Annotated in this window: 26 protein-coding genes and 2 pseudogenes; 6 read left to right on the top strand and 22 right to left on the bottom strand. The window is 59.5% G+C overall.

Going from position 1 to position 26044, the window contains the following annotated elements; genetic code table 11:
- Positions 1-16 precede the first annotated feature (16 nt).
- Entirely contained in the window at positions 17-520 is a 504-nt protein-coding gene (locus GR212_RS21810) for an RNA polymerase sigma factor (protein WP_204326701.1), read from the bottom strand.
- Positions 521-1026: 506 nt separating this feature from the next.
- On the bottom strand, positions 1027-2001 hold the full coding sequence (locus tag GR212_RS21805; RefSeq protein WP_163989326.1) for an SDR family NAD(P)-dependent oxidoreductase: 975 nt from the start codon (positions 1999-2001) through the stop codon (positions 1027-1029).
- A gap of 140 nt (positions 2002-2141) precedes the next feature.
- Between GR212_RS21805 and GR212_RS21800 the strand changes: the two genes are divergently transcribed.
- Entirely contained in the window at positions 2142-2729 is a 588-nt protein-coding gene (locus tag GR212_RS21800) for a TetR/AcrR family transcriptional regulator (protein ID WP_348643501.1), read from the top strand.
- Positions 2730-2927: 198 nt separating this feature from the next.
- On the opposite strand, the gene atzF is transcribed toward GR212_RS21800, so the two are convergent.
- Genes atzF through GR212_RS21760 form a run of 8 tightly spaced genes read right to left on the bottom strand, consistent with a single transcriptional unit; the run spans position 2928 to position 11218 of the window.
- Positions 2928-4727 (bottom strand): allophanate hydrolase, encoded by a 1800-nt coding sequence (atzF, locus tag GR212_RS21795; RefSeq protein ID WP_163989324.1) that lies wholly within the window; start codon positions 4725-4727, stop codon positions 2928-2930.
- The gene (locus GR212_RS21790) at positions 4724-5077 is read right to left on the bottom strand and encodes a cupin domain-containing protein (protein ID WP_163989323.1); all 354 of its coding nucleotides are present in this window, start codon (positions 5075-5077) and stop codon (positions 4724-4726) included. The genes atzF and GR212_RS21790 overlap by 4 nt, the downstream gene beginning before the upstream one ends.
- Positions 5070-5738, bottom strand: coding sequence for a cysteine hydrolase family protein (locus tag GR212_RS21785; protein ID WP_163989321.1), 669 nt, complete (start codon positions 5736-5738; stop codon positions 5070-5072). Before GR212_RS21785 ends, GR212_RS21790 begins: the two co-directional genes overlap by 8 nt.
- Complete coding sequence (locus GR212_RS21780; RefSeq protein WP_163989319.1) at positions 5738-7288, bottom strand: ABC transporter ATP-binding protein; 1551 nt, start codon at positions 7286-7288, stop codon at positions 5738-5740. The genes GR212_RS21785 and GR212_RS21780 overlap by 1 nt, the downstream gene beginning before the upstream one ends.
- Positions 7285-8001, bottom strand: coding sequence for a biuret amidohydrolase (gene biuH, locus GR212_RS21775; protein ID WP_163989317.1), 717 nt, complete (start codon positions 7999-8001; stop codon positions 7285-7287). The genes GR212_RS21780 and biuH overlap by 4 nt, the downstream gene beginning before the upstream one ends.
- 10 nt (positions 8002-8011) lie before the next feature.
- Positions 8012-8938 (bottom strand): ABC transporter permease, encoded by a 927-nt coding sequence (locus GR212_RS21770; RefSeq protein WP_163989657.1) that lies wholly within the window; start codon positions 8936-8938, stop codon positions 8012-8014.
- Complete coding sequence (locus tag GR212_RS21765; protein ID WP_163989315.1) at positions 8938-10068, bottom strand: ABC transporter permease; 1131 nt, start codon at positions 10066-10068, stop codon at positions 8938-8940. The genes GR212_RS21770 and GR212_RS21765 overlap by 1 nt, the downstream gene beginning before the upstream one ends.
- A gap of 22 nt (positions 10069-10090) precedes the next feature.
- Positions 10091-11218 (bottom strand): BMP family ABC transporter substrate-binding protein, encoded by a 1128-nt coding sequence (locus GR212_RS21760; protein WP_163989313.1) that lies wholly within the window; start codon positions 11216-11218, stop codon positions 10091-10093.
- Positions 11219-11554: 336 nt separating this feature from the next.
- Here GR212_RS21760 and GR212_RS21755 point away from each other — a divergent pair, with 336 nt between their 5' ends.
- On the top strand, positions 11555-12226 hold the full coding sequence (locus GR212_RS21755; RefSeq protein ID WP_163989311.1) for an FCD domain-containing protein: 672 nt from the start codon (positions 11555-11557) through the stop codon (positions 12224-12226).
- A gap of 274 nt (positions 12227-12500) precedes the next feature.
- Here the strand turns inward: GR212_RS21755 and GR212_RS21750 are convergent, their stop codons facing one another.
- The 8 genes from GR212_RS21750 to GR212_RS21715 all read right to left on the bottom strand — a co-directional run bounded on the left by GR212_RS21750 (position 12501) and on the right by GR212_RS21715 (position 21567).
- The gene (locus GR212_RS21750; protein WP_163989309.1) at positions 12501-14036 is read right to left on the bottom strand and encodes an amidohydrolase family protein; all 1536 of its coding nucleotides are present in this window, start codon (positions 14034-14036) and stop codon (positions 12501-12503) included.
- Between the two features lie 15 nt (positions 14037-14051).
- Complete coding sequence (locus tag GR212_RS21745; protein WP_163989307.1) at positions 14052-14942, bottom strand: ABC transporter permease; 891 nt, start codon at positions 14940-14942, stop codon at positions 14052-14054.
- Positions 14939-15976 carry an ABC transporter permease gene (locus GR212_RS21740; protein ID WP_163989305.1) on the bottom strand — a complete coding sequence of 346 codons (1038 nt, stop codon included), beginning with the start codon at positions 15974-15976 and terminating at the stop codon, positions 14939-14941. Before GR212_RS21740 ends, GR212_RS21745 begins: the two co-directional genes overlap by 4 nt.
- Positions 15977-15978: 2 nt before the next feature.
- Positions 15979-17562, bottom strand: coding sequence for an ABC transporter ATP-binding protein (locus GR212_RS21735; protein WP_163989303.1), 1584 nt, complete (start codon positions 17560-17562; stop codon positions 15979-15981).
- Positions 17563-17658: 96 nt separating this feature from the next.
- Positions 17659-18723 carry a BMP family ABC transporter substrate-binding protein gene (locus tag GR212_RS21730; protein ID WP_163989300.1) on the bottom strand — a complete coding sequence of 355 codons (1065 nt, stop codon included), beginning with the start codon at positions 18721-18723 and terminating at the stop codon, positions 17659-17661.
- A gap of 54 nt (positions 18724-18777) precedes the next feature.
- Entirely contained in the window at positions 18778-19098 is a 321-nt protein-coding gene (locus tag GR212_RS21725; RefSeq protein WP_163989298.1) for an NIPSNAP family protein, read from the bottom strand.
- A 12-nt stretch (positions 19099-19110) separates the two neighbouring features.
- Entirely contained in the window at positions 19111-20736 is a 1626-nt protein-coding gene (locus tag GR212_RS21720; protein WP_163989297.1) for a GMC family oxidoreductase, read from the bottom strand.
- Between the two features lie 3 nt (positions 20737-20739).
- On the bottom strand, positions 20740-21567 hold the full coding sequence (locus tag GR212_RS21715) for a uracil-DNA glycosylase (RefSeq protein ID WP_163989295.1): 828 nt from the start codon (positions 21565-21567) through the stop codon (positions 20740-20742).
- Positions 21568-21828: 261 nt separating this feature from the next.
- Between GR212_RS21715 and GR212_RS21710 the strand changes: the two genes are divergently transcribed.
- Positions 21829-22461: a TetR family transcriptional regulator C-terminal domain-containing protein gene (locus tag GR212_RS21710; protein WP_163989655.1), complete on the top strand. Its 633-nt coding sequence runs from the start codon at positions 21829-21831 to the stop codon at positions 22459-22461.
- A 214-nt stretch (positions 22462-22675) separates the two neighbouring features.
- On the opposite strand, the pseudogene GR212_RS21705 reads toward GR212_RS21710, so the two are convergent.
- Both GR212_RS21705 and GR212_RS21700 read right to left on the bottom strand, forming a co-directional pair.
- Positions 22676-23217: pseudogene (locus tag GR212_RS21705) on the bottom strand (DNA polymerase thumb domain-containing protein); the annotation flags it as partial.
- A 1-nt stretch (position 23218) separates the two neighbouring features.
- Positions 23219-23386, bottom strand: a pseudogene (locus GR212_RS21700) (IS5/IS1182 family transposase); the annotation flags it as partial.
- 177 nt (positions 23387-23563) lie between these two features.
- Here GR212_RS21700 and GR212_RS21695 point away from each other — a divergent pair.
- From GR212_RS21695 to GR212_RS21685, 3 genes are all read left to right on the top strand, one after another.
- Positions 23564-23923, top strand: coding sequence for a hypothetical protein (locus tag GR212_RS21695; RefSeq protein WP_163989293.1), 360 nt, complete (start codon positions 23564-23566; stop codon positions 23921-23923).
- Positions 23924-24185: 262 nt separating this feature from the next.
- Positions 24186-24461, top strand: coding sequence for a ribbon-helix-helix domain-containing protein (locus GR212_RS21690; RefSeq protein WP_163989291.1), 276 nt, complete (start codon positions 24186-24188; stop codon positions 24459-24461).
- A complete protein-coding gene (locus GR212_RS21685) occupies positions 24462-24779 on the top strand; it encodes a type II toxin-antitoxin system RelE/ParE family toxin (protein ID WP_246725866.1) in 318 nt (105 codons plus the stop codon).
- Here GR212_RS21685 and GR212_RS21680 read toward each other — a convergent pair.
- Together GR212_RS21680 and GR212_RS36880 are read right to left on the bottom strand one after the other, a co-directional pair.
- Complete coding sequence (locus tag GR212_RS21680; protein ID WP_348643506.1) at positions 24714-24986, bottom strand: DNA methyltransferase; 273 nt, start codon at positions 24984-24986, stop codon at positions 24714-24716. The two genes, GR212_RS21685 and GR212_RS21680, sit on opposite strands and share 66 nt — an antisense overlap.
- A gap of 781 nt (positions 24987-25767) precedes the next feature.
- On the bottom strand, positions 25768-26044 hold a 277-nt coding region (locus GR212_RS36880), incomplete at its 5' end, for a hypothetical protein (protein WP_204326700.1).

Below are 26044 nucleotides of genomic sequence, written 5' to 3'. Positions count from 1 at the left end.
CCGCTGAAAAGCCATTCTAGATCGCTTCAAGCGTAATCGCTTCGCAGGCGGCGATGGCGCGTGCCATATGCTTGGCGACTGCACGCTCGGAAATTCCAAAAACCCCGGCGATTTCCGAAAAGCTTCTACCGTGAATGCGATTGAGAAGAAAGATATGACGCGTCTTTCTCGGAAGACCCGCAATCACCTCGTCGAGCGTTCGAATTCCGTCGCGAGCAATCAGGACGTCAAGCGGCGTTGCCGGTGGGGCTACGACTTGCTCAGGAAGCAGGTCGCTGAGTAATCGTCTCTTGCGCGCTTCGGAGCGCTGGTGATCAATTGCGGCATTGCGCGCGCTTCGCGTCAGGTAGGCGGTTGCATCGCCCTTGAGATCGGTTGTTCTTTCCCAGAAACGGAGGAAGATCTCCTGAACCAGATCCCCTGCCGTCGCCGCACAACCGACCTTCCGGAAAATCTGCCGCTTCAGTCTTGAAGACTCTGACAAATAAAGATTTTCGAGGTCTTCTGCTTTGATTGACATATTCTATCGGCTTGCCGGTAGGCGGCGCTTCCAAACGACCAAACATGGATGCTTGGCATAGGATCGTTGCAAATGGTCTGCAATCTCAATGATTTAGATTGTTTCTAATCCGCTTGGTCCGACAATCTGCGATTTTGGCCTAATCCATTGCTTTCATTGTCATCGCGCGAGACGACCATGTTGATTAATCTTGATTAAAATATTCATGATTTTATCGCTTTGTGTCATTGCTGCAACAGCGTGCGTGCATCGAACAATCCAGTTCAACCGAAATTTCTGCAGCCGCGCGTCGTCGTACGAGTTATCCGTTTCAGCGCCAACCCACCCAGTTTTGCGATTTGTCGCAACTCTCCTCCGATATGGAATGCATCTCGCTTGAGCCATTGATCTGGCACAAGGTGTTGGCTTGTGCTCAAAGCTGATCCCGTTCTCTTGTCGTGAAGTCCGGCGACACGCCAAGATGAGCGCCGGCCGGTATTTTTCCCTGGCCGACGCAGTCGTTCTTGTCAGATGGCGAAGGTCTCGCCGACCATTTCCTCGCTTTTGGCCCAGAGCGCCTTTGCGTGCTCGGGATCAAGCGCGTAAGAGCGCACGCCCTCGCTGATCGGATTGATCAGCCCTTCCGTCACCACGGATACATGGCAATTCTCACAATATTTGCCGCCGACTTCGCCTGCTTCGGCAACGACACCGGCCCAGACGGATGTGGCGGCACCCTGCGGTATCGTCTTGAACTGGAAGGGGGGCTTGCCATCTGCGGCCAGCTCGGCGTTGATCCTCGTCAGCATCTCCTCCAACGCATTTGAGGGAAGATGACGGCCGAGTTCGGTCTGGATGCCTCCCGGATGGATCGCCGTCGCCCGCACGCCGCGCGCCCGATGACGCCGGTCGAATTCGACCGCAAAGAGGATATTGGCGGTCTTGGAGCGGCCATAGGCCACCCAGGGGTCGTATTCCTTGCGCTCGAAATTGGGATCTTCGAGATCGACATCGGCGAAGCGATGGCCCGAAGACGAAACATTCACGAGCCGCCCACCGGGTGCAATCAACGACGCGATACGGTTGACGAAGACGAAGTGGCCGAGGTGGTTGGTGCCGAACTGCGTCTCGAAGCCGTCGGCGGTATGGCCGAAGGGGGCCGCCATGACGCCGGCATTGGCGATCACCACATCGAAGCGCCGTCCATCCGCAACCAGCCCGTCTGCAGCCTTGCGGACACTGGCAAGTGAGGCGAGATCGAGTTCAATAAGCTCGAGACCGCCGCCGTTTCTGGCATCGCTGCGAACCGGTGCAGTTGCAGTCTCCGCCTTCGCGAGATCACGGGCGGCTCCAACCACCTGTGCGCCATGCGCGGCGAGGGTGCGGGCGGTTTCGACGCCGAGGCCGGCCGAAACACCGGTGACGAGCACGCGTTTGCCGCTGAGGTCGATGCCGGCAAGCACCTCGTCTGTCGTGGAAGTCGCTCCAAAAAGTCCGGTCATGAAAATCTCCTTCAACCGTGGACCCATAGGCACGCCACGACGGCGGGCCATTGCCCGCCGCCCTCGAATGAATTAAGAGGAGGGTGCCTCCGGATTAAATACGGAGGCACCCTCCGTTTATCAAGAGGCATTTCGCGGACGTGACGAAAAAAGGTGATCAGCCCACCGCGCGCAGACCGCGCGCCGATGCCGAGCGAAATCGTGCCCGTCTCATGGAGGCGGCCAAGAAAGCCTTTGCGGAAAAAGGTGCCGATGCCAGCCTGGAGGAGATCGCGCGCATCGCCGGTGTCGGCATCGGCACGCTCTATCGTCATTTCCCGACCCGCGATGCGCTGATCGGCGATGTCTATCGCAACGAGACGGAACAGCTTGCCAAAGCGGCGGCCGAACTTGCCGAGAGCCTTCCGCCGAAGGAGGCGCTACGTCAATGGATGCTGGTATTCATAGACTATATGGCGACCAAGTATGGGATGTATCCGGTGCTGAATTCGCTGGTAGGCGGCACATCGACGCTTTACGCCGCCTCCGGCCCACTGATCAGCGGATCGATTGAAATGCTGACGGCGCGCGCAGTGGAAAACGGCGATATCCGGCTCGGCATTTCGCCCCTTGACCTTCTACGGGCCATCAGCGGTCTAGCGAACAACAACGGACCAGAATGGAAAGACGCCGCCAAGCGCCTGGTCGACATCATGATTGCCGGCATCGAAATCCGGCCGAATACGTAAGGGCTGGAAACTTCCTCTTTCATTGGTAAAGCGAGTGCGGCTCATACCGAGCCGTTGCGGGGTCTCCGCGACCGGATAACCGCGTATCGATGATACGTCGCTCCGCATCATGCCCGAATTCGCCGCTGAAATTTGCTTTGTCCATAACTGTTTCCCTGTCTCGGTTCCGGAAAACAAGGTGTCCATGGAAGCGCGGCCCTATGTCGTTGCGGCGACATAGTCGCGCCATCCGCCATAATGGGTGATGTCAGTCGCGTCAGCGATGGCAGTGGCCTCAACCAGAAATCCCTTGGCCGAAGTGCCATCAGACAAGAAGAGGGTGCCGATGCTGAGGGGGGATGGGATGGCCGCAACAAATTGACCGAAAGCGGCCGGCGCCATTTGCCAGATCTCGACATCGATTTGACCGCCGGTTCCTTGCGCGACGCGGATCAGCCCCGGTTTGGCCGGTATCTGGCCCGGCAGGGCATAAAGCCGGTAGCAGTCCGAAGTTCGTGCTTTTCCGAGAAGACGGCCGTCAAGGGCAAGCAATTGTGCGTTCAGAGGCATGCCGGAAAGATGGGCGCCGACGACCGCGATATCGACCAGCCCGAGGTCGTCAGCAAAGGTCGTGTCTTTCGTCGCGGGCTGCGGCCATCCAGTCGCGCCCAGCGCCAAGCCACTGCTCTGGTGAATCTCACGGGCGAGCGATGCCGTGAGACCGTCGCGTCCCCAAGGGGCCAAGAGGGTAACGCTGGCTGGGCGGCCATCGCTGCGCGTACCCGCCGGCACTGCTATGCCGCATAGATCGAGCAGATTGACGAAATTGGTGTAGGTGCCGAGACGCGAGTTCTCGCGGATCGGTTCGGCTTCAAGGTCCGCGCGCGTATAGTGTGTCGGGGCGGTTGGCACGCAGAGGACATCGACCGAAGCGATCAGCGGAGCAACCTTCTGTTTCAAGTCTTGCAGCGCATAGAGGCAACGGAAGGCGTCCACGGCCGAAAGCTGTTTGGCGCCGCCATAGATCTTGCGCGTGACAGGGTGAAAGCTTGCCGCGCTGGTGTCGAAGAAATCCTTCACTGCCGCATAGCGTTCCGCGACCCAGGCGCCTTCGTAAAGCAGCTCCGCCACGCGGTAAAAGTCGCCGAAGGGAACCTCCACGAGGCGATGGCCCAGCTCTTTCAACATGCGCAAGGCGTGGTCATAGGCTGCTTCCATGACGGCGTCGCCGAAAAAGAGCCGTTCCGCCTTTGCCGGCACCCCGATCGTTAGGCCCGATGGCGTTCGGACGAAGCCATCGGTTGGAACGGCTCTCGAGTAGGCGTCCGCGGCATCACGACGTGCGGCTACCTTGAAGACGCGCCAGGCATCATCGACCGTCAGTGCGAAGATCGACACGCAATCCAGGGTGCGGCAGGCGGGAATGACACCACTGGTCGACAATGCGCCGAGGCTGGGTTTCATGCCAACAATATTGTTGAGACCGGCTGGAATGCGACCTGAGCCGGCGGTATCGGTGCCGAGCGCGAAGCTGACGATACCCTGCGCCGTCGCCACGGCCGAGCCGGAGCTCGATCCCCCCGGCACCAAATCGGCATCGATGGCATTGCGCGGAACAGGATGGGGCGTGCGGACGCCGACAAGGCCGGTTGCGAACTGATCGAGATTGGTCTTGCCGATCACCAGGGCGCCGGCCTCTTTCAGCAAGCGAACGACGGTGGCATCCGTTTCCGGCATGTAGGCATAGTCGGGGCAAGCGGCGGTCGTCGGCATGCCCGCAACGTCGATATTGTCCTTGACGGCAAAGGGTACGCCCCAGAGCGGTCTTACCGTCGGATCGAAGGTTTCGAGAGCGATTGCCTGTTCAAGCACGCTCTCCTTGTCGGCAAGGTGCAGGAAAATGCCGGGATCTCCGACCTTGGCGATGCGTGCGAAGACGGCCTCTATAACGGCGGAAATGGTACCGCCGCTTGCATAGAAGGCGTGCAGGGACGAAATGTCGAAGGCGGGGCTGCTCATGGCGTTTCCTCTTCCAATATTCTGACTGGTCGATCCCATTGGATCAGCACGACGCAGCCTGTGTCGCTCCAGACCGAATGCTCAGTCCCGGCAACATTGACGATATAGCAGCCCTTGGCATAGTCCCCAGCTTCATCCGATTGTATGCCCTCGAGCACGAGAATCGTTTCCAGACCCTCGTGGCGGTGGCGGGGCACAGAAGCGCCGACGTCATATTTCAGCAGGGCGACGCCTGGTTGGTCGCGCTCGAAAGGCTTAATCCAATGGATCGTGACACCGTCCCGAAACGGGCCGAATGTCAGCTCCCTCCAGCCTCCCAGCGTCAGCAGTTCGCGTGTCGTTTCAGGCATGATTGATCGCTTCCAGGATATCGTCGACATGTGCCGTCCAGCCGACGATGGCGCCCTGCGCGCGGATCATCGCGATAGCGGCGGCCTTGAACTCGGGAAAATAGCTTTCGGTTGCGTCTTCGGCGAGCAGGCATTCATAGCCGCGGTCATTGGCCTCGCGCATGGTGGTCTGCACGCAGACTTCCGTGGTGACCCCGGCAAAGACAAGCTGCCTGATATCCTTGCTTTTCAGGATATTGCCGAGCTCGGTAGCGTAGAAGGCGCCCTTGCCCGGCTTTTCGATGACGATCTCGCCGTCGACCGGCGCGAGTTCGGGCAGGATTGACGTACCGGGTTCGCCGGCAATGAGAATGCGGCCCATGGGACCCTCATCGCCGATCCGGAGCGCGGGATTGCCGCGATCGCGCTTGGCGGCCGGAAGATCGGAGAAATCCGGCTTGTGGCATTCCATCGTATGGACAACCGGCAGGCCGGCATCGCGAAATCCCTCGATCAGCCGCTTCACGTCAGGGACGATCCTGGTGATGCGGCTGACATCGTTGCCGAGACTGGCGCCGAATCCGCCCGGCTCGGCGAAGTCGCGCTGCATGTCGATAACGATCAGCGCCAGCTGGTCGCGTTTCAGCGGGAATGCGAAGGGTTCAGCCTTGATCTCCGCCATCAGTGGTGCCCAGCCATGTGCGAACCGATCAAGGAAATATCGGCGGCGCGTGCTGCCGTCTCGTAGACAAGCCTGCCTTCGGAAATCACCATGATGCGATCGGACATTTCCAGCAATTCGTCGAGGTCTTCGGACAGCAGCAGAACCGCGGCCCCTGCATTGCGGGCGCGCATGATTCTTGCCCGGATTTCGGCGACAGCCGAAAAATCGAGCCCGAAGCAGGGGTTTGAAACGATCAACAGGTCAACCTCGCCGGTCAGCTCGCGGGCCAGTACCGCGCGCTGGACGTTGCCGCCCGACAGGGCGGCGATGGGGGACGAGGAGGAGGCGGTCTTGACCTTGAAGTCGGAGATCAGATCGATCGCGCGTTTCTTCATCTTCCCCTTGTTCAGCCAGATCGCATCCGTGCCGTCGGCCTTGAGATCGAAGGTGCGGAAGGCGAGGTTTTCGCTGACGGTCATTTTCGGTGCGCAGGCGTTCTGCAACGGCTCCTCGGGGATGAAGCGCACGTTGTTTTTCCGTGTTTCCTGCCGGGTCGCTCCGTAGGCTGCGCCGTTGACGCTGACCGTACCAGTATCCGTCGGGCGCTGGCCGGCGAGGATTTCGCTCAATTCCTTCTGCCCATTGCCGGAAATGCCGGCGATGCCGACGATTTCGCCGGAGCGCACCGTCAGGCTTTCGATCTCGATGGTCTTCAGGCCGGAGCGATCCGGCGCCTTGACCTGCTCGACCTTCAGCACCGCCTTTGCGGTTTCCGGCACAGGTATGCGCGTATCGAGTTCGGCAAGCTTGACGTCGCCGATCATCATCGCCGCCATGTCGTTGGTCGAGAGTTCGCCGACCTTGCCGCCGCCCATCAGCTTGCCGCGCCTGAGGATAGAGACGGCATCGGCGAATTTCGTGACCTCATGGAATTTGTGCGAAATCATCAGCACGGTGAGTTCGCCGCGCTCTGTCATGCCGCGAACGAGGCCGAGCATTTCGGCAGCTTCGGCTGGCGTCAACACCGAGGTCGGTTCATCGAGGATGAGAAAGCTGCGGCCGAGATAGAGCTGCTTGACGATCTCCAGCTTCTGCTTTTCGCCGGCGGCAAGTTCGCTTACCGGCCGTTCCAGCGGAATCTTGAAGGGCATCCGCTCCATGAAGGCCGCGAGATCCCTGCGTTCTCTGGCCCAGTTGATGACGGCGGGCACTTCGGCGCGGCTGATGACTAGGTTCTCCGCACCGGTCAGGGACGGGACCAGGGTAAAGTGCTGGTAGACCATGCCGAGGCCGTAGGTCGCCGCGTCCTTCGGGGAGGCAACGGTCACCTCCCGCCCATCCACCGACAGCGAGCCCGAGGTCTGGTGGTAGAAGCCCATGATGCATTTGACGAGCGTCGATTTGCCGGCGCCGTTTTCACCGAGCAACGCATGGAACGTGCCGGCGGGGATGTTGATCGAAACATGATTGAGCGCGGTAAAGCTGCCGAAGCGCATCGTCATGTCCAGCGTCTGGATGCCGACTGCCTTGCCGGCTCTGGGAAGGGGCGTGTCGCGGATCGTGCTCATGGCAGCTGGCTCACGAGCGTTTCCGAATTCGAGACGGAGCCGAACACCCCGCCCTGCATTTTGACCATCTTGATCGCGGCGAGGTGATTGCCGTAGTCGGTCGCGCCGCAGCAGTCTTCGAGCAACAGGCATTCGAAGCCCCGGTCGTTCGCTTCGCGCATGGTGGTATGGACGCAGACGTCGGTGGTGATGCCGGTGAGGATGATGTTTTCGATGCGCTTCTGATTGAGGATCAGCTCGAGGTCCGTGGCGCAGAACGAACCCTTGCCGGGCTTGTCGATGATGGTTTCGCCTTCGATCGGATGGAGTTCGTCGATAATGTCCCAGCCCGGTTCGCCGCGCACGAGAATGCGGCCGCACGGCCCGGGATCGCCTATGCCGGCGTTGATGCGCTGCGAGCGCCAGCGCTTGTTGGCCGGCAGGTCGGCGAGATCGGGGCGATGGCCTTCGCGGGTGTGGATGATGTGGTAGCCCTTGGCGCGCATGGCGGCCAGCACCTTCTTGATCGGCTCGATCGGCGCGCGCACCAGCGACAGGTCGTAGCCCATGTGATCGACATAACCGCCGGGGCCGCAGAAATCGGTCTGCATGTCGATGATGACCAAAGCCGTGTTGTCGGGCCGCAGATTGCCATTATAGGGGTAGGGATAGGGATCGGCGTCGAGATAGGTGAGCTTTTCACCGGTCAGCGCGGGGGCCGCGAGATTGTTCATGGCTGATCTCCTATTTCGTCAACGACAGGGCTCCCGGCGCGCCGGCGAGCGAACGGGTGGGGGAGGATGTGGCAATCATGATGATGAGGGTGAGCACATAGGGTGCCGCGTAGAACAGATAGTATCCCTGGGTGACGCCGACCGACTGCAGCGCCGGCCCGAGTGCGCCGGCACCGCCGAAGAGCAAGGCTGCAAGGAAGCAGCCGATCGGGTTCCAGCGGGCGAAGATGACCAGAGCCACCGCCATCAACCCTTGCCCGGACGAAATCCGTTCGTTCCACGAGCCGGGATAGTAGAGCGAGAGATAGGCGCCTCCGACCGCCGCCAGCGAGCCGCCGAGGGCGGTGGCCAGCAGGCGCACGCGGTCCGGATCGATGCCCATGGCGCGCGCCGCATCCGTACTGTCGCCGACGACGCGCAGGATCAGGCCGAGCTTGGTGTTGCGAAACGCCCACCACAGGAAGACCGCGAGCGCAATACCCAGCAGGAAGAGCACGTTGATGTTCAGCGCCGCCTGCACCTGCGGCATGCTGGACCACAGTCCGAACGGGATCGACAGCAAGTGCGGTGCAACCGGCTGGATGAAGGGCTTGCCCAGGAAGAAAGCGAGGCCGAGGCCGAACTGCATCATGGCGATGCCGATGGCGATGTCGTTGACCTTCGGCCATTTGCAGATCCAGCCGTGCACGGTCCCGAAGACCGCACCTGCCGCCATGGCGGCGAGTACGCCGAGCCAGGGCGATCCGCTCATGACCGCGACGGCATAGGCCGTCATGGCGCCGAAGACCAGCGTGCCTTCGAGGCCGAGATTGATGCGGCCGGAACGCTCGGTAATGGTTTCGCCGAGGCTGACGAAGATGAAGGGCGTCGATACGCGGATCGCGCCGGCGAGAATGGCGAGTGGAACGCCCCATAGACCGATGCCGGTATCGTCCATCATGCGCTCCTTTTCCAAAGGTCGGGATTGAAGATCTTGAAGCGGCCGTAGAAGGTCTCGCAGAAGAGAATGACGATGAAGAGCGTGCCCTGAAGCACCAGTACGGTGGCATCGGGCAGGCCCATGCGGCGCTGTATCAGGCCGCCGGAGGCATCGATGCCGCCGAGCAGGATCGCAACCGGGATGATCGCCAGCGGATTGTGGCGGGCGAGGAAGGCGACGAGGATGCCGGTATAGCCGTAGCCTGCGGCAAGCGAGGCATTGGCGCTGCCTTGCACGGCGGCGACCTCTATCATGCCGGCCAGGCCGGCCAGGCTGCCGGCAATCGCGGTAAATCCGACGATCAGCCGACCGACCGGCAGGCCTTGGATCTGCGCGGCGCGAACATTGCCGCCAGCGATGCGGGCGGCAAAGCCGTAGCTCGTCACTTCGATCAGGATCCAGGAGATGATGCATGCGACGATGCCGATCGCCAGCCCCCAATGGACGTCCATGCCGGGAATGTTGCCGAGCATGTATTCGGGCGGCAACGGTTTGGTCGATGGCTTGTTGAGGCTTGCCGGATCGCGAAGCACGCCTTCGACGAACTGGTTCATCAAGGCGATGGCGATATAGGCGAGCAGGAGCGAGGAGATGGTTTCGTTGACGCCGCGATAGTGGCGCAGGAAGCCGGAAATGCCGATCCAGATGCCGCCGACGACCATGGCGGCAATCGCCATCAGAAGCAGCACGAGCAGCGGAGGTAGTACGCCGACGACAGGCAGCGCGATCGCGGCAGCCGCGACGCCGCCGAGAACCACGGCGCCTTCACCGCCGATGATGACGAGGCCGAGACGGGCCGGAAGCGCAACGCAAAGTGCGGTGAGCAGCAGCGGGGCCGCCCGGCTGAGGCTGTTCTGGATCGAGAACCAGCTTCCGAAGCCGCCTGTGTACATCAGCCGGTAGAGGTCTGTCGGCGATTTGCCGACCGCCACGATGAAGAGAGAGAAAAGCGCCAGGCCGATCAGGATGGCGCCGAGGGTGATCGCCATCGGCTCCGCTCGCCGCGCCAGCCATTCGAGAGCTGGACGCAGCAAGGCTTGCCGTTGCGGAGCGATGGTTATTGCCGGCTCGTTGACTTCGACCGTCATGACGCTTTCTCCCCTTGGCAAATCAGGCGGTAGAACCAACCACGCCCTCGACCAGATAGCTCATGCTTTCGAGTTCGATCGCGTCCTCGGCGTAGCTCTTGCCGTCCGGAACGACCACGTTGCCCTTGTTGTCCTTCATCGGCCCCTTGAAGACCGAGAATCCGCCCTTCATCATCTCCGCCTTGGTGGCTTCGAACTTGTTGCGGGATTCGTCGGACACGCCGGGGCCGAGCGCGCTCATCTTGACGAAGCCGTCCTTGAGGCCGCCGCGCACGAAATTGCCGAGCTTTTCGCCGGCCTGGGCCTTCTTGACGAAATCGGAGTAGACGTTGCCCCAGGCCCATTCGGCGCCGGTCAGATATTTCTGCGGTGCCAGCGGGCTCTGGTTGGCATGGTAGCCGCAGACGAAGGCGCCGCGGCCGGCGGCGGTTTCCACGACGACCTTCGGGCTGTCGACATGGCAGGTGATGACATCGGCGCCCTGGTCGACCAGCGCGTTCGTCGCTTCGGCTTCCTTGACGGCCAGCGACCATTCGCCGGTGAAGATCACCTGGCAGGTGATGGCCGGATCGACCGAGCGGGCGCCGAGAAGGAAGGAGTTGATGTTTTCAAGAACCTGCGGGATCGGCTTGGCGGCAACGAAACCGATCTTCTTGCTTTTGGACGCATAGCCTGCGGTGATGCCGTTCAGATATTGGCCTTCGCCGATATAACCGAAGTAGGAACCGGTGTTCATCGGGTGCTTGCCCTCCTGCCAGAGGCCGCCGCAATGGCGGAACTGGACATTGGGGTATTTTGCCGCCATCGCCAGCATGTGGGGATCGAAATAGCCGAAGGAGGTCGGGAAGATCAGGCTGGCGCCGTCGAGGTTGATCATCGATTCCATGGTCTTCTGGACATCGACGGTCTCGGGTACGTTTTCCTCTTCGACGACGGTGACGCCGGGGATCGCCTTCACCACGGCTGCGCCCTCGGCATGCGACTGGTTATAGCCGTAGTCATCCTTCGGGCCGACATAGATGAAGCCAACGGTGAGCGCGGTCTGTGCGTAGGCGCGAGAGGCCAGAAGACCCGGCGCGACGCTGACGAGCGCACCTGCGGCCGAAGCGTGGAGAAAATTGCGGCGATTCATGTGAAGGAGTCTGGTCATGGAATGCTCCTTGAGGGCGGGAGCCCGGTTCGGAAAAATGGTTGCATGAAAGTGTATGCAATCGCCATGCCAGATATTAATTATATGATATTGCTATATAAAATATTCAGCCAATATTTGATGGCAAAAAGTGTATGCAGATTTACCCTCTGTTTTGCCTGATAATAGGCATTGCCCTTTTTTTAATCTTAATTTTGATGAGAAGAAGCGCGTGTGCTGCGGGGTGAAGTTCTCTGTTGGGAAATACCATTTGAAAACAAGTGATTAAATCGACAATTGACTTTGTTCCTCGTGGGCATACATCTGTATGCACAATCCAAGGATTCGCGTATTCCCGTGAAGCAGATCAAGCGCAAGGAAATTGTCAGGGCTGGGACGACCGTCGAACAGATGGTCCGGGCCGTTGCGGACATGATCGTAACGGGTGCGCTGCTGCCCGGCGAGAAGCTTGACGAGGTAACGCTCGCGGCCCGCTTCGAAGTGTCGCGGACCCCGGTTCGCGAAGCGTTGCGCGAGCTTGGCGCCATGGGGCTTGTCGGCCGCGAACCGAACCGCAGTGCTGTTGTGACGAATGTCAGTGGCGCCTATCTACATTCGATGTTCGAGGCCATGGCGGAGCTTGAGGCCATTTGCGCCCGCCTGTCTGCGGAGCGAATGACGATCGACGAACGTCGTATCCTGGAGCTCGAACACCGCAATTCCGCCCGGCTTGTGCGCGCCGGCGCCGAGGAGGATTATGCGACATACAATGTCGAGTTTCACAACCAACTCTATCGCGGTGCGCATAACGACCATATTTTCGAACTGGTGACGCAGACCCGCGCTCGACTTTCTCCCTTCCGCCGCGCCCAGTTCCGCCTTCCCGGACGCCTTGCCAAATCCTTTGACGAGCACGATGTCATCGTGACCGCGATCATGCGCGCGGATGCCAAGGCAGCCATGCAGGCCGCCTATGCGCACGTCGCCACCGTCAGCGACGCCAGCATCGTATTTGCCGGACCTGGCTAGCGTCTTTGGGCCCAGGCGACGCAAAGGTGTGAGGCTTGAGTTCGAACAATGATGGCTTTCAGATTGTTGGAATGGCGCGTGTAGTCCATCGCAAAACTTTCTCTTCCTTTTCGACGCTAAAGCCTTAACTGCACGGTTCAAGCGTTCGCTGCTGCTCAAGGCTTCCGATTTGCATTTACCGGATTATGGTTCCGGATTTGCAAGGACAATGTGTTGGAAACCGTGCCGCTCGAGCGCGTTCGCTCAATAGCTTGCATAATCCACCCTTCGTCCGTTAACCTCGGCGCACCGGAGTTCCGTGGAATGGAAGATCGCCTTGATAGCGGTGAAGTGGGAGCTCGGCTAGTGCTGCCCGACGGTGAATTTCGGCCATAGCAGGAGCAAATACACTATTGCGTCGTTCGAGTTCAGCGTGCTCTTCCAGCCAGGCCGGCACGAGTTCGGCCAATTCGGCGAAGACGGCTGTCTCGTCGACGGTCGTCAATCGACCGTTTTCCACGACGACTTGACCGGCGACCATCACTGTTTCGATGGACGAACCGTTTTCGGCATAGACGAGATGCTTTGCGGCATCGTTGAACGGCAGGAAGGGATAGGAACGCAAGTTGAGGATCATCAGATCGGCAGCTTTGCCAATCTCGAGCGAGCCGGTGATATGCTCGAGCATCGCCGTCTTCGCTCCACCGATCGTTGCCATGCGCAAGACTTCGTCGGCCGTGACCCATTTGTCGTACTCCGGTCCGGAAACCGAGTGGATGAGACCGGCGATGCGCATGACGTCGAAGATGCGCGCGGTATCGTTGGATGAGACGCCGTCCGTACCGAGGCCAAGCGTGACGCCGGCATCCAGAAGGCGCCTTAGCGGGGCTATGCCCGCACCGAGCTTTTGGTTGGACACGGCATTGTGGGCAACCGAGACGCCGGCCTGGCCCATGAGCAGTATGTCCTCGTCGCTGACCCAGACCGAATGCGCTATTGTCGTGTTACGTCGAAGAAGACCCAGATCCCGCATATAGGCGATAAGGCTCTTGCCATAAAGCGCGTGGCCGGTAATCGCCTGCGTCCGGGTTTCCAATACATGGGTGTGGAAAGGCACATGCTTTTCTATCGCCAGTTCCATGCAGGCGGCCATGAGCTCGGGCGTGCAGCGTTGCGGCGCAGATGGAGCGATCATGAAATTCACCCGTCCGGCGCGGCCATGTAGGCTGTCGAAGGCGGATTTGCAGAAATCGACATAAGCCTCTGCGGTCATAGGTGGTCCGAAATCGAGCAGAGACTGCAACTCGGCCGCCATGACGGTTCGCGCGAAGGGCAGTGCGTCGAGCGTATGGATATTCATGGCAGCGCTTGAGACATTCGCGCGGATGCCTACATCCTCGTAGGCGCGGAAAACCGTGCCGAGCCGATCGAGATCATGCGCCGGCGGATCGAAGAAATCGTCGCAGAGAGTGGTGACGCCGTTGCGCAGCGATTCCATCGCCAGCAATAGACTTCTCAGGTAGAGCAGCCGTTTACCGATCGGGTCATTCATCAGCAGCGGATAGGCGTAGAGCAACCATATCTCCAGCGGCATGCCTTCATAGCGGCCGCGAAAGAAAGTCTCGCTGGAATGCGTGTGGGCATTGACCAAGCCAGGCATGACAAGTCTGTCACGGCCATTGATGATGCGGGCGCCATCCGGCGGGACCAGGTTAGTGCCGATCGCGGCAATCAAACCATCCTCGATCAAAAGGTCGCCGGCAAAGGGCGTTGTGCCATGCGCGTTATCGACTGCCAGGATTGTTGCATTATGAATCAGGATTTTGCTCATAGCGGGTTCCTTCCCCTATTGGTCCTTCAGCTCGCCAAAGCTCCCCGCGGTCTTGGCTCCGCCGAGCCTGCCGGAAAGCCAGACGCCGAACACCGTGGCAACGTAGGGGAGCGCCTGCAGCAGATCATGGGGAACCTTCTCGCCGAACATCAGCTGGGCGCGGATACCGAGCGCACTGGCAATTGCGAAGAAGAACGCCGCCAGTGTCGCTCCGACAGGATGGGCTGCCCCGAAAATGACGGCGGCGAAAGCCATAAAGCCGCGTCCAGCCGTCATCCCTTGCGCGAAGAATTGCAGACTTCCGGCTGCAAGCTCTGCCCCGCCGATGGCACAGAGCACACCGCCAATCGACAGAGCAACGAGACGCATGCGTTGGGGTTGAATGCCGACGCTCCGCGCGGCGAACGGATGCTCGCCGCAGGCCGCGAGCTGCAGGCCGAACCGACTGCGTCGCAGCAAGAGCCACATGGCGAAGGCAACGAAGGGCATGGCGGCGACGAAGATCGACAACACGCCGAAGGAGCCGAAGGCCGGCCCGAGTTTCGGCACGCCGAAGGGAGCAGTGACCATCCCTTGGCTGCCAAAGATCGACTCCACCGCGAGAGCCGTGCCGCCAACGCCGAGGCCCGTCAGACCGAGCCCCGCAATGATCGGATTGGCCTTCAGCTTCTCGATGACGAACCATAGGAGTATCGAGGCTGCGACGCAGAACAGAATAGCTATGAGGATGGCCAGGACGAAGGAGTGCGTCAGCATGATGCCAAGGATGGTGGCGCAGGCGCCGATGATCATCAGGCCCTCGAGGCCAAGATTCCAGACGCCGGCCCGCTGCGCGATGACCCCGGCAAGGGTGACATAGACCAGCGGCGTACCGGAGCGCAGGATGGCAATGATGGCGTCATTCATTGCAAACGTCCTCCCAGACGCAGAAGCTTCTCGACAAGGTTGGATCTGGCAGTGATGAAGAGCGCGATGGCGGCATTGATGATGTCAATCGCCGCAGCGGGCAAACCTGCCATGATGGGCAGATAGAGCGCGGCCGATGCCAATCCTCCAAAAAAGATCGAAACGACGGCCGTGCCGACTACCGAGAGGTTGGCGACGAGTGCGATCAGGATAGCGGTGAAACCGTGCGTCGGCAGGAATCCGGAGGCAATACGGCCGTTGGGTCCCATCAGCTCTATCGTTCCGGCCAATCCGGCCAACGCACCGGAGATGATGAAGCTCGACAATCCCAGCCGCCAGAGCTTCGCACCCTGCCAGCGCACCATGGTGCCGTTTCGGCCGGCAAGACTTGCCAGAACGCCGAAGCTGGTACGATTGACAAGAAGCCACATGGCTATCCCAACAATGAGCGCGATGCCGATGATCGTCGGGGACAGACCGAGTGAGTTGGAAATGCGATACGCTGCGTCGATCGGTCGGCTTGAAGCTTGCTGACCGGTGCCGTAGGGGTCCTTGAGGGGGCCTGATGTCACGTAGACAAGAAGCAGGCCGGCCATGAAATTGCCCATCAGCGTGGTGATGACCTCATCCGTGCCGGAGTGCAATTTCAAGAGACCTGGCCAAAGCGCCCAGAGTGCACCACCCACCATGCCGGCTAGAAAGATCATTGGAACGACGACGATGGCAGGACCGCCACGCAAGGCTTCTGCCGCAAAGGCGGCAGCGATCGCGCCGACATAGAATTGCCCCTGCGCGCCGATATTGAAAAAGCCGGCACGGAAGGAAATGCTGACGCCGACAGCGGTGATGAACAGGGGGAGTGCCCATCTCAGACTTTGCTCGACAGCGCCCGGACGCAGAAATGCGCCATCGGCGACGGCAATCAGCATCTGCGGTGCGTTATAGCCCGCCAACTGGAAAAGGACGGCGCAGAGCAACAGCGACAGGACAACGAAGACCAGGCTGCGAAGAATGACGACTATCTTGTTCTTCATCGTCAGATTTCCCTTGTGGCGGGTGTCGCGCCGACCATGGCCGCGCCGACAGAGTGGATATCGTATGGCCCGACGAACTCACCCGCGACGCGACCGGAAAGCATGACCACCACGCGGTCTGAAATATCGAAGAGTTCGTCCAGATCCGAAGAGATCAACAGAATTGCTGCCCCCCTGTCGCGCGCCGCTCGAAGCGCTTTCCAGACGAAGGCCGTGGCGCCGATATCGAGCCCGCGCGTCGGCTGAGCTGCGATGATAAGCTTGGCATCCGCATCGATTTCGCGCGCCAGAATAACCTTCTGGGCGTTCCCGCCGGACAACGAGCCGGCATGCTGTGCGGAGGTGTGATAGTGAACGCCCCAGCTCTTCAGCGAGCGATCGCAAAGCTCACGAATTCGGCTTGGTTTGACGAGCTTCAGGAGAGATCCTTGCAGCAGCTCGCGTGCGCTCCAGTTTTCCCAAAGAGAGCTTGTCAGACTGAGGCCTTCGACGTTGCGCTCGAACGGAATGATGCGCAATCCGGCAGTACGTCGCGCGGCTAGCGTCTTTGCTGTGACATCCTGCCCGGCGAGAGTGATCGCGCCAGCCGACAGTGCCGCCAGGCTGGCGATGGCACGCACCAGCGTTTTCTGGCCGTTGCCTTCGACACCGGCGATGCCGACGATTTCGCCCGGCCGGACTGACAGGCTGACATTGTCGAGCGAAGACCCCTCTTCGTCCGAGACGGTGGAGACGGATCTCATCGTTAATGCCGACGGCTGCACCACATTGACGGAACGGCCGGAAGACGGATCGCTGTGCGGCTGTTCTATGCCGAGCAATGCGTCCCTGTCCTTGGCGCTTTGCGAGCGGACAGCATCGCCGACGATGAGTGCGGTAAGGTGCTCGGCGGTGAGCCCGGCTTTCGGCAGCGGGCCTTCCACTCGCCGGCCGCCGCGTAATACGCTGATGGTATCGGCGATGCCCAGGACTTCGCGGATCTTGTGGAGGATTAGAATGACGGTGACGCCGCGGTCCTTCAACCGCTGCACCCGGGCAAAGAGCGTTTCTATGCCGGCAGGAGATAAAACTGCAGTGGGCTCGTCAAGGATCAAGACTTTCGCATCGGTTACGAGCGCGCGAGCGATCTCGATGCTTTGCTGGGTTTCGACCGGCAGCTCGCGAATGCGCCGCGAAAGATCGACCTGGATATCCAGGCCCTGCAGATGCGCCCGCCATTTGTCCGCAAGAGCTTCGCGCGAATAGAAACCGCCACGACCGGGTGCGCCGAATTCCATCGCCTCTGCCACGGTGAAGGATGGCGGCAATGCGAAACTCTGATGAACGAGTTCTACGCCCGCCTCGCGGCTCCTGCGCACATGGCCGGTGCGGATCACCGTTCCGGAGATCTCGACCCTACCGGTGCTCGGTTGCACGAGGCCGGCGGCCACCCGGGCGAATGTCGTCTTGCCGGCGCCGTTCTGGCCGAGAACGGCGTGAATGAGGCCCGCCTCGAACTCGATCGAAACGTCCGAGAGCGCCGTGACGTCGCCATAGCGGACGGTCACATCGCGGCATGCCAGCGCAGGCGCAGAATGATTGGACATGAACAGAGCTTCCCGACGTGGTTAAGCGGGCCCGGCGTAGCCGCCAGGCCCAAGATGCTTTCGCCGATCGCCGTCGAGCGGCCGGCTGAATGGGCATTAAAGGGTGGTTTTGAAATCGACCTTGACGGAACCGTCGAGAATGCCGGCACGTACCTTTTCGACGTCCTTCAAGGCATCCTTGGCCTTCGCTGTCAATTCGGCCGGACCCTGTTCCGCAAAAAGCGGAGAGGGGATGAAGTTGATGACGTCGGTTCCCAGTCCGGTATGTTCGTGGGTGCCGCCTTTCCACTCAGCTCCCAGCGCCTTGCTCACCTCGTTATAGAGCGACACGCCGAAATCCAGCCCGACGATGGAGATCACCGATTTTGGTCCGAGCGCGAATTGCGCCGGCGACAGGCAACTGACCATACGGCCTTCCTTCTCGTTGGCTGAAGAGATGATACCGCCGTCGGTCGCGGCCGCATCGGTCTGGATATAGTCGATGCCGTCGTTATACATCTGCGTCGCGATTTCCTGACCCTTGGCCGGATCCTGGAACGAGCCCGCAAAGGCAGCCGTCACCGTGGCATTCGGATTGACCGAATGGACGCCGGCTTTCAGCGCATTGAAGTCGGCATTGAGTGGGGGGATGGAGACCCCTCCGATGAAACCGATCTTGCCGGTCTTCGACATCTTCGCGGCGAAGACGCCGGAAAGATAGCAACCGAGATAATAGTCATAGGAGACCGTGACGACGTTCGGGATTGCGGGCTCGAAGGGGTCGGCGAACAGCTGGATCCATTTGGTGTTCGGATAGGAAGGCGCCAGCGCCTTGAAGGGTTCGGCAACTTCGTTGAAAGTCGAGACGATGATGGAGGCGCCGGCATCGCCGAGCGTGCGAAACACCGTCTCGTATGTGGCGGGGTCCTGCGCATAGACGGCGCGATAGGTAAAACCGTGTTCCTCGGCCAGTTGTTTGAGTTTTACGATCATCGTGTCGACCGGACCGTTGTCTCCGGCCGCCTGGGTATGAACCAGTGCGACCAATCCACCTGCGGCGCGCGCCACTTGCGGCATCAGTCCGGCTGCGAGACTGAACGCCGCTGCGCCGGCGCCGAGCTGGAGAAAGGTGCGGCGATCGAACCCGTTGGAAAGATCATTGTCGATTCTTGAGTTTTTCATGTCTTCAGTTCCCTCTTTTTGTCGTTATGTAAAAGTTCTGCCTGCGTCGTTTGCCTAGACCGGCGGTGAATAAGGTGCTGGGTTCATGATCATCACATCCTGCTGAAGGATCGCATCGAGCGCCCAGATTTCGGCGATGAAGGATTGCCAATCCGGATCGGCATACATGGCCTGGCGGCGCGCCTCGCGATCGGCAAGGCTGTCATAGGCCCACATCAGCACCGTGGTGTGCAGGACCCCGATCTCGGAGACGTAAAGTCCGACAAACCGATTGAGATGCCGTTTCTGGATCGGCAGGCCTTCGGCTTCGTATTTCTTCATCCATTTGTCGACCGTGCCCGGTTTGAAGGTATAGGTGCGGTGTTCGAGGATCATTCTTTGGTTCCTTCAGGCGTTCAGGATGAATTCAGCGCATTTCTCGCCGATCATGATGGCGGGCGCATTGGTGTTGCCGCTGGAAATGATCGGCATGATCGAGGCGTCGGCCACCCGCAGTCCATCGATACCGTGCACCCTGAGCTCGGCATCGACGACGGCCATCGGATCGTTGCCCATCTTCGCGGTGCCCACCGGATGGAAAGTGGTCATGGCAGTGGCGCGCAGCCACGCGGTGAGCTCGGCATCGCCTTCCGCCGTGGGGCCGGGAGCCAGTTCAAGACCACGATAATCGTCGAAAGCTTTCTGGTTGACGATATCGCGCGTCAACCTGATGGCATCGATCATGGTGCGGACGTCGAAATCGTCGCGCAGGTAATTGGCAAGGATCTTCGGCTTATCCGTGGGATTGGCGGACCGCAGCGTGATCTCACCACGGCTGACCGGATTGACCGGCCCAACGCGAATGGTGAAGCCATGATTGGCCTCGACGCGTTGCTTCTTGCGAAAAGGATTGGGGAAATGCAGGTTGGCGGTCTTTTCCAGCGCCGGCATGAAGTGGAGCTGGATGTCAGGCGCCACAAGCCCGTCGTTGGAACGGACGAAGGCGCCGGCCTCATAGGGAAAGGTGGTAGTGATGCCTTCGCCAAACAGCATTCCCTGTGCGACAGCGGGGATCAGCTTGTCCGCACGCAAATCGCCGAACAGGGTTATGGGTTGACGGCACTCCCAACTCATGACGCAGTCGACATGGTCCTGAAGGTTTTTGCCGACACCCGGGAGATCATGAAGCGGCTTGACACCAATCGCCTTCAATTCGTCGGCCGGACCGATACCCGATAACAATAGTGCCTTGGGTGTATTGACGACCCCGGCCGACAGTACGATCTCGCCGGCGGAACGCGCCACCGACATATTTCCGGCCTTCAGATATTCGACGCCGGTTGCTCGGCCATTCTCGATCAGCAGGCGTGTGGTTTCCGCACCCGTGATCACCGTGAGATTGGAGCGGTATATTGCCGGCCGAAGGAAGGCCCACGAGGTCGACCAACGCTTGCCCTTTCGAATGGTGAAGTCGTAGCGGCCGAAGCCCTCCTGGGTCTCGCCGTTGAAGTCGTCGTTCAGGGGATAGCCGGCTTGCTGTCCCGCCTCGCAAAACACATCCATCAGCGGGTTGTGGCCGCGCGCCCGGCAGACCGTCAGCTCGCCGCCGTCCCCATGAAACCGTCCGTTCCGTTGCACATGGGATTCCGAACGGCGAAAGGCCGGCAGAACCTCGTCATAGGACCAGCCGGGCAAGCCGAACTGCGACCAGCGGTCATAATCGTGGCGATTGCCGCGGACGTAGATCATGCCGTTGATCGTTGAGGTGCCTCCGAGAACCTTGCCGCGCGGCCAATAGAGCGAGCGGTTGTTCAGCCAGGGCTCGGGTTCCGTGTGATAGTGCCAATTGTAGATGCCGGAGTGAAACAGCTTACCCATCAGCATGGGCAGGCGAAACAGCGGATTGCGATCCTTACCGCCCGCTTCCAGTAGAAGAACGCGGACTTTCGGGTCTTTCGACAGGCGGTTGGCAAGTACGCAGCCCGCCGAGCCCGCTCCAACGATGATGTAGTCGTATTCTGACGAAATTGTCATTGCTCACCATGCGATGGGGCTTGCGCCCATCGCCTCGAGATAGGAATTGCAGAGAAGGAAGGGATTCGTGCGGCCAAGCACACGCTCGGCGAAGGCTGGATGATCGCGCAGAATCAAAGCACAGTTGCTGGATGTTCCTTCGGTGAGCCCGGCTTCTGCAAGAATGCCGGCCGCGGCGTCGCCAAAGCCGATGAAGACGATGGGTTGATCCCGCTTGCGCAGGGAGGCGATCACCTTGAGCATAAGCGGCCGCCAGAAAGGCAAATGGCCTCGCGACTGATGTGGATCGATGTCGACCTTGAAGCGTGAGAGCGTCAGCGACGCATTGAGCAGCAATACGCCCTGGCGTACCCAGCGGTCGCCGATCGTACTTGGCCCCTCAAAGTCGCGATCAGCGTCGCAAAGCATCTGCCGAACATCCGGCCAGCGCTCGAAGCTTTCGGAAAGGCTCTCGTCGCCGGTCCGTGCCGCGGCGATGAGCTGCATATAGGCCCGAATGCTCTTCGAGAACATCTTGTCGAGCTCTCTCCACGAGGCAAGGTTGCCCGCCTCGAACGCACGGCCTGTCGCAAAGCCCGGCTCCGGATACGGATCCTGACCGAGGATCATGCAACGGACATCCGACGGTGCGATGCCGTCAAAGGCTGCGAGCGCATGCGCGCCTTTGGGTTGGCCCGGAAAATGCCGGCCGCGACGTGCCGGAAATATCGGCTCCCAGGCTTCGAATTCGAGATCCGCATCAATCCTGTCAAAATCGCTACCGATCGCACCCACAACGGCGTGCCAGTCGGGCGGCAGATCCCCCTCCCAGCCGGCGAGCACTTCCGTCATCGCATCTCTTAAAGTCATAGGCACGAAATCGTCCCCCCGCGTCTTGGCTTGTTGGCTGAAGACTAGACAAAACCTGACCAAAGTGTCAACTTACTAAAGATAAAAAATGACGATTTGGTCAGTTTTTCCTGATCGTATCGTCAGCTTTTGGACGGGCGCCGGCACTTGCTTTTCGGTGGAAAAGCAGGCTTTGGCGAATGTGTGCTGTTGCCATTTCCGGGTGCCGGTCCAAAGCATGGGAAACTAAAGGACGGAGCGCGCATGCCACGCGAACACAATGAGTTGGACGAAAAAATCCGCGAGCGCAACGTTCGGCTGATCATCAAGGCCGGGATCGAGATCTTTTCGCGGAAAGGCTACGATGGCACCCGGATCGCCGAAATCGCGGAAGCATCCGGTTTGCCCAAAGCAAACGTCTACTACTATTTTTCGTCGAAGGAGCAGATCTACACCGCTATCATCGGTCACTTGCTCGACGGATGGGACAATGCATTGAAATACATCACTGCTGATCGAGAACCAGCTGAGGCCTTTCGTCTCTATATCCGCGCCAAACTCGATTACACCCGTAAGAACATCGCCGAGACCCGGCTCTTTGCCAGCGAAATCATTCAGGGCGCTCGCTTCCTGACGAAAAAGGATCGTCAGCACATTCGCGATGTCACCGACAAGCACGTCGCTGTCATTGAGGGCTGGATCGCCGAAGGTAAGATCTTGCCGGTCGATCCCCGGCACCTGTTCATCATGCTCTGGGCCTCGACGCAGTTCTATGCCGAATTCGAACCGATCGCCGCCGATGGATTGAAAAAGACCCGGCTAACAGTTGGCGACTATGAGATGGCTGCCAAGACAATCGCTGAAACCGTATTGCGCGGTGTCCTGCCACACGAATAAGAATGTTGCATAGAGCTATTCGTGTTGTGCGAGGCAGTCTGCCGATCTTTAAGCCCTCAAGAGGTTAGCGATCGAGCCGTGGATGGGGATGTAGTGTAGGCATTGTCGTGGCTAATTGAACCGGTTCATGCCTCGCTCTCGTCATCGCACGGCCATCCGTGCCGCTGGATCCTGCATTCGATCGCTGCCCGGTTATTCGCTTGGTGAGCCCGTCCTACAGTTCCAGCAGCAGCTGACCCTTTGCCATGCTGGCAATTGGTGTGAGAGACGAAAGCGTTACACCGAGAAGCCGCACCGGCTTTCTGAAAGGGGCGACGGACGTCAGCAGCTGATTGGCAATTTCGAGGATGTCCTCGCCGGACGAGACCGGTACGTTCACGGTGCGGCTGCGAGTCGCTTGCTCAAAATCAGAATATTTGACCTTCAGTGTTACCGTCTTGCCGCTTATTCTGTGCGCCTGGCAATGGCGCCACACTTTCCCGATCAATGGGGGAGCTCCCCGCGCGCGAAGTCGATTCGATCAATCTCTTCCATGAACGTATCTTCGGCGCCCACCGACTTTCGCTCCCGGTCAGCCCGAACCTCGCGACCATCGATCCCGCGGGCAATCCCGTAGAAATAGGGACCGCTTTTGCCAAAATGTTGCTGCAGGAAAGCAAGTGACTTTGATCTTAGGTCAAGGCCAGTCTCGATCCCGTGTCGCCTCATTCGTTCGGCCGTGGCCGGCCCGACGCCGTGAAATTTATTCACCGGCAGCATCAACCGAAGGACGGCCGGTAGCGCTATAGAAAGGCCTCAACTGCGCCCGCAAGCTGTCAAGGTCGAGATGACGGTCGATCCCGCGCAGCAGGTGCTCGGCGGGGACATGATCATCAATGCAGAAGTCGTAGAAGAGCTGCGCCGGAGCTGCCTGACATCCCATCATCGCCCAATCCTCCGCTAATCAATGCAGCGATTGAATCACGACATTCCAGCACTGACAACGCCGAGTTTTCAATGATATCGGTCGATTGCAGCCGATGCGCAGTTGCAAGTATAGGCTATATTAGAAATTGGCCGCCAATATTAGCGGCAGGTTCAACATTGCTCCAGGGGATCAAATATGACCGGGCATTCCGATTTCACTGAAGATGAGGTCGACGCGGTTCGCCGCTTCTATGACTTCACGATTGCTAAAGAAGACCGAGTCGCCCGATTAATGGAACTTGAATTGTACGATCGGGATTGGCTTAACGACCGAGGAAAAGCAATCAGAAAGATGTTGGAAGGGCCTCGTAAAGGTTCAAAGGAGGAGATCGCCGCTCTAAGCCGCAACTACGGCGCTAGAACCCAAGAAGAGGAGACTGCCGCTAAGCAGCACTTACTTGCCCTAAATCTCGCTTATGTCTCCGCCAACGGTGGGATATTCCTGAATATCCGGGGCGAGATGTTACAGAACGAGCAGTTCAAGATTTATCGATAGCTACGCTGTCGACTACCCTCCGAGTTTTTCAACGCTATCGGCGCATTCCCGCCAACCGTCCCCGACAAATCAATGCGTTCTGCTACCCAAACCCGCCAGGATTCAATTGGGACAGTGGAATTGGCTTCGCAGTGTCATTTGCCTTCAGCCCGAACCGACCCCAACCAACGCGACGCCCTCAGAGAGAGCATCGGCCTGTCAGGAAGGTGTATGATTTAATCATACACCATGGTATAAGGGAGAAGAATGAAGGATATAAGCCATGCGCACAACTCAAGCCTTTAGCATCACCCTCCCGCTTGAAATGGCCGAAATGGTCAAGGCCAAGGTGGCATCGGGTGAATATGCTACCGAAAGCGAGGTTATCCGCGATGGCCTCCGTACTCTTGCCGCCCGCGACGCGGCGGTGGAGCGTTGGCTGCGGGAGGATGTTGCGCCTGCTTACGATGCACATAAGGCCGACCCTCGCCGTGCTGTACCGCTGGATGAGGGCATGGCACGGGTCCGAGCGCGCTTTGCGAAGGGCAAAAGCGCCTAGATGAAATACTACGCCATACGGCTGTCGCCCGAAGCGCAGACAGACCTTGTGCGGATTTACAGTCACATCGTCAGGAAGTCAGGCTCCGCCGTCACGGCCGAACGCTACATCGATCGCGTCAGCGGCTTTCTGTCATCGCTGAATGTGTTCCCGGAGCGTGGCACTGTCCGCGACGAAATACGTGAAGGCCTGCGCATTATCGGCTTGAACACAGCGCCAGCATCGCCTTTGTCGTGGAACATGACGATGTGGTTATTTTGCGTATCTTGGCCAACGGCCAGGAGTTTGGGAGTGAATAACTCCCGACAGAGAAGTTGATCTGACAACTTCGAAGAAGCCCCCGGCGCGAACCGGGGACAACAAATGGCGGCTTGCCATGCGAAGCCCGGTCAGGGTGCCATGGTCTTTACCCGCATTGACGCGGTGAAGCAGTGCTTTGTCACACAGCTCGATGCCAATCGCGCGCCGGCCGAGCGCCTTGGCTGCAACCAGCGTGGAGCCCGACCCGCAGAACGGGGCCAGCACAACATCGCCGGGACGGCTGAAGGCATTCACGAGATCCTTCAGCGGGCGTGTCAATCGGCCCGGAAGAACTGATACACTCTGCGGTTGGACCTGCCATGCCTATTTCGGCTTCGACGGCCACAATCGGGGCAAATACCGATCGTGGATCCGGCTACGGAAACAACCCACTCGCCATCAACAGTAAGCGCGACACCCAGTATCTTGACCCCTGGGCCAGGCGACTATTTCGATTTCGTTAGCATGCCCGCCCATAGCAACACCGTCGCTAACAGCGGATGAACCACCAAATTGAGGAAGAACCCGTTAACGTACCGCATCGGGATGCGCCGCGGCGAACGCTGGATGTTCCCGGCAGGTTTGCGCAATGCGACGTACTCGCCGATACGCCCCCATTTCGACGCCCCATCGCTCGGCATTGTAAACTTGCGGGACCAAGCAGAAATCAGCCATTGTCGGCTCGTCTCCATGCGAAAATTTAGCTGTAGCGGGACTGTTAAGGAATACTTCGAGCGCTCTGCAACCCTCTGACATATGCGTTTGCATCCACTGAACGCGAACCGCATCGTTCCCTTCGCAAATATCCAACAAGTGGGTCGTAAGTCGGGGGGTGAAAAGACGGTGAATTTCCATCGCAATTAAGTGCGACGAGGTCCGCACCCCCTTGTTTCCGCTTGACGATGACCCTGTTCGGCACAGACAAGCCGATGGGATATCTGGATATTTTGAGAGAAACTATCGGTCATCGCGAGACGGCACACTTGGGGTAAATTTAGTGTGGAATTCAACAGCCCCTTGGCATCACTGACAGATACGCGCATCGCGCGGACTCCTTCGAATCCTGATATCTTACCCCAAAAATGGTCCGTGACATGGTCCAAGTCAACGATGGAGTGAGAGCGACAGAGTACGGCCGGGAAAGAGGCGAGCTTGCGCGGGTCGAGAGAGTGTTGCGCAACTCCTCCTTACGCATCTCGAACGCGGCCAGCGCATCGATGCCGCTACGTTGCGCGACGGTTCCAACCTGTTCAGGAACGCCAGCCTCGACGATGTCCGACACG

This window comes from Martinezella lusitana (assembly GCF_010668395.1).
Taxonomy (GTDB): domain Bacteria; phylum Pseudomonadota; class Alphaproteobacteria; order Rhizobiales; family Rhizobiaceae; genus Rhizobium; species Rhizobium lusitanum_A.
Note: the sequence above shows the minus strand (reverse complement) of the source record. Positions and strands in the feature narration are given on the sequence as shown.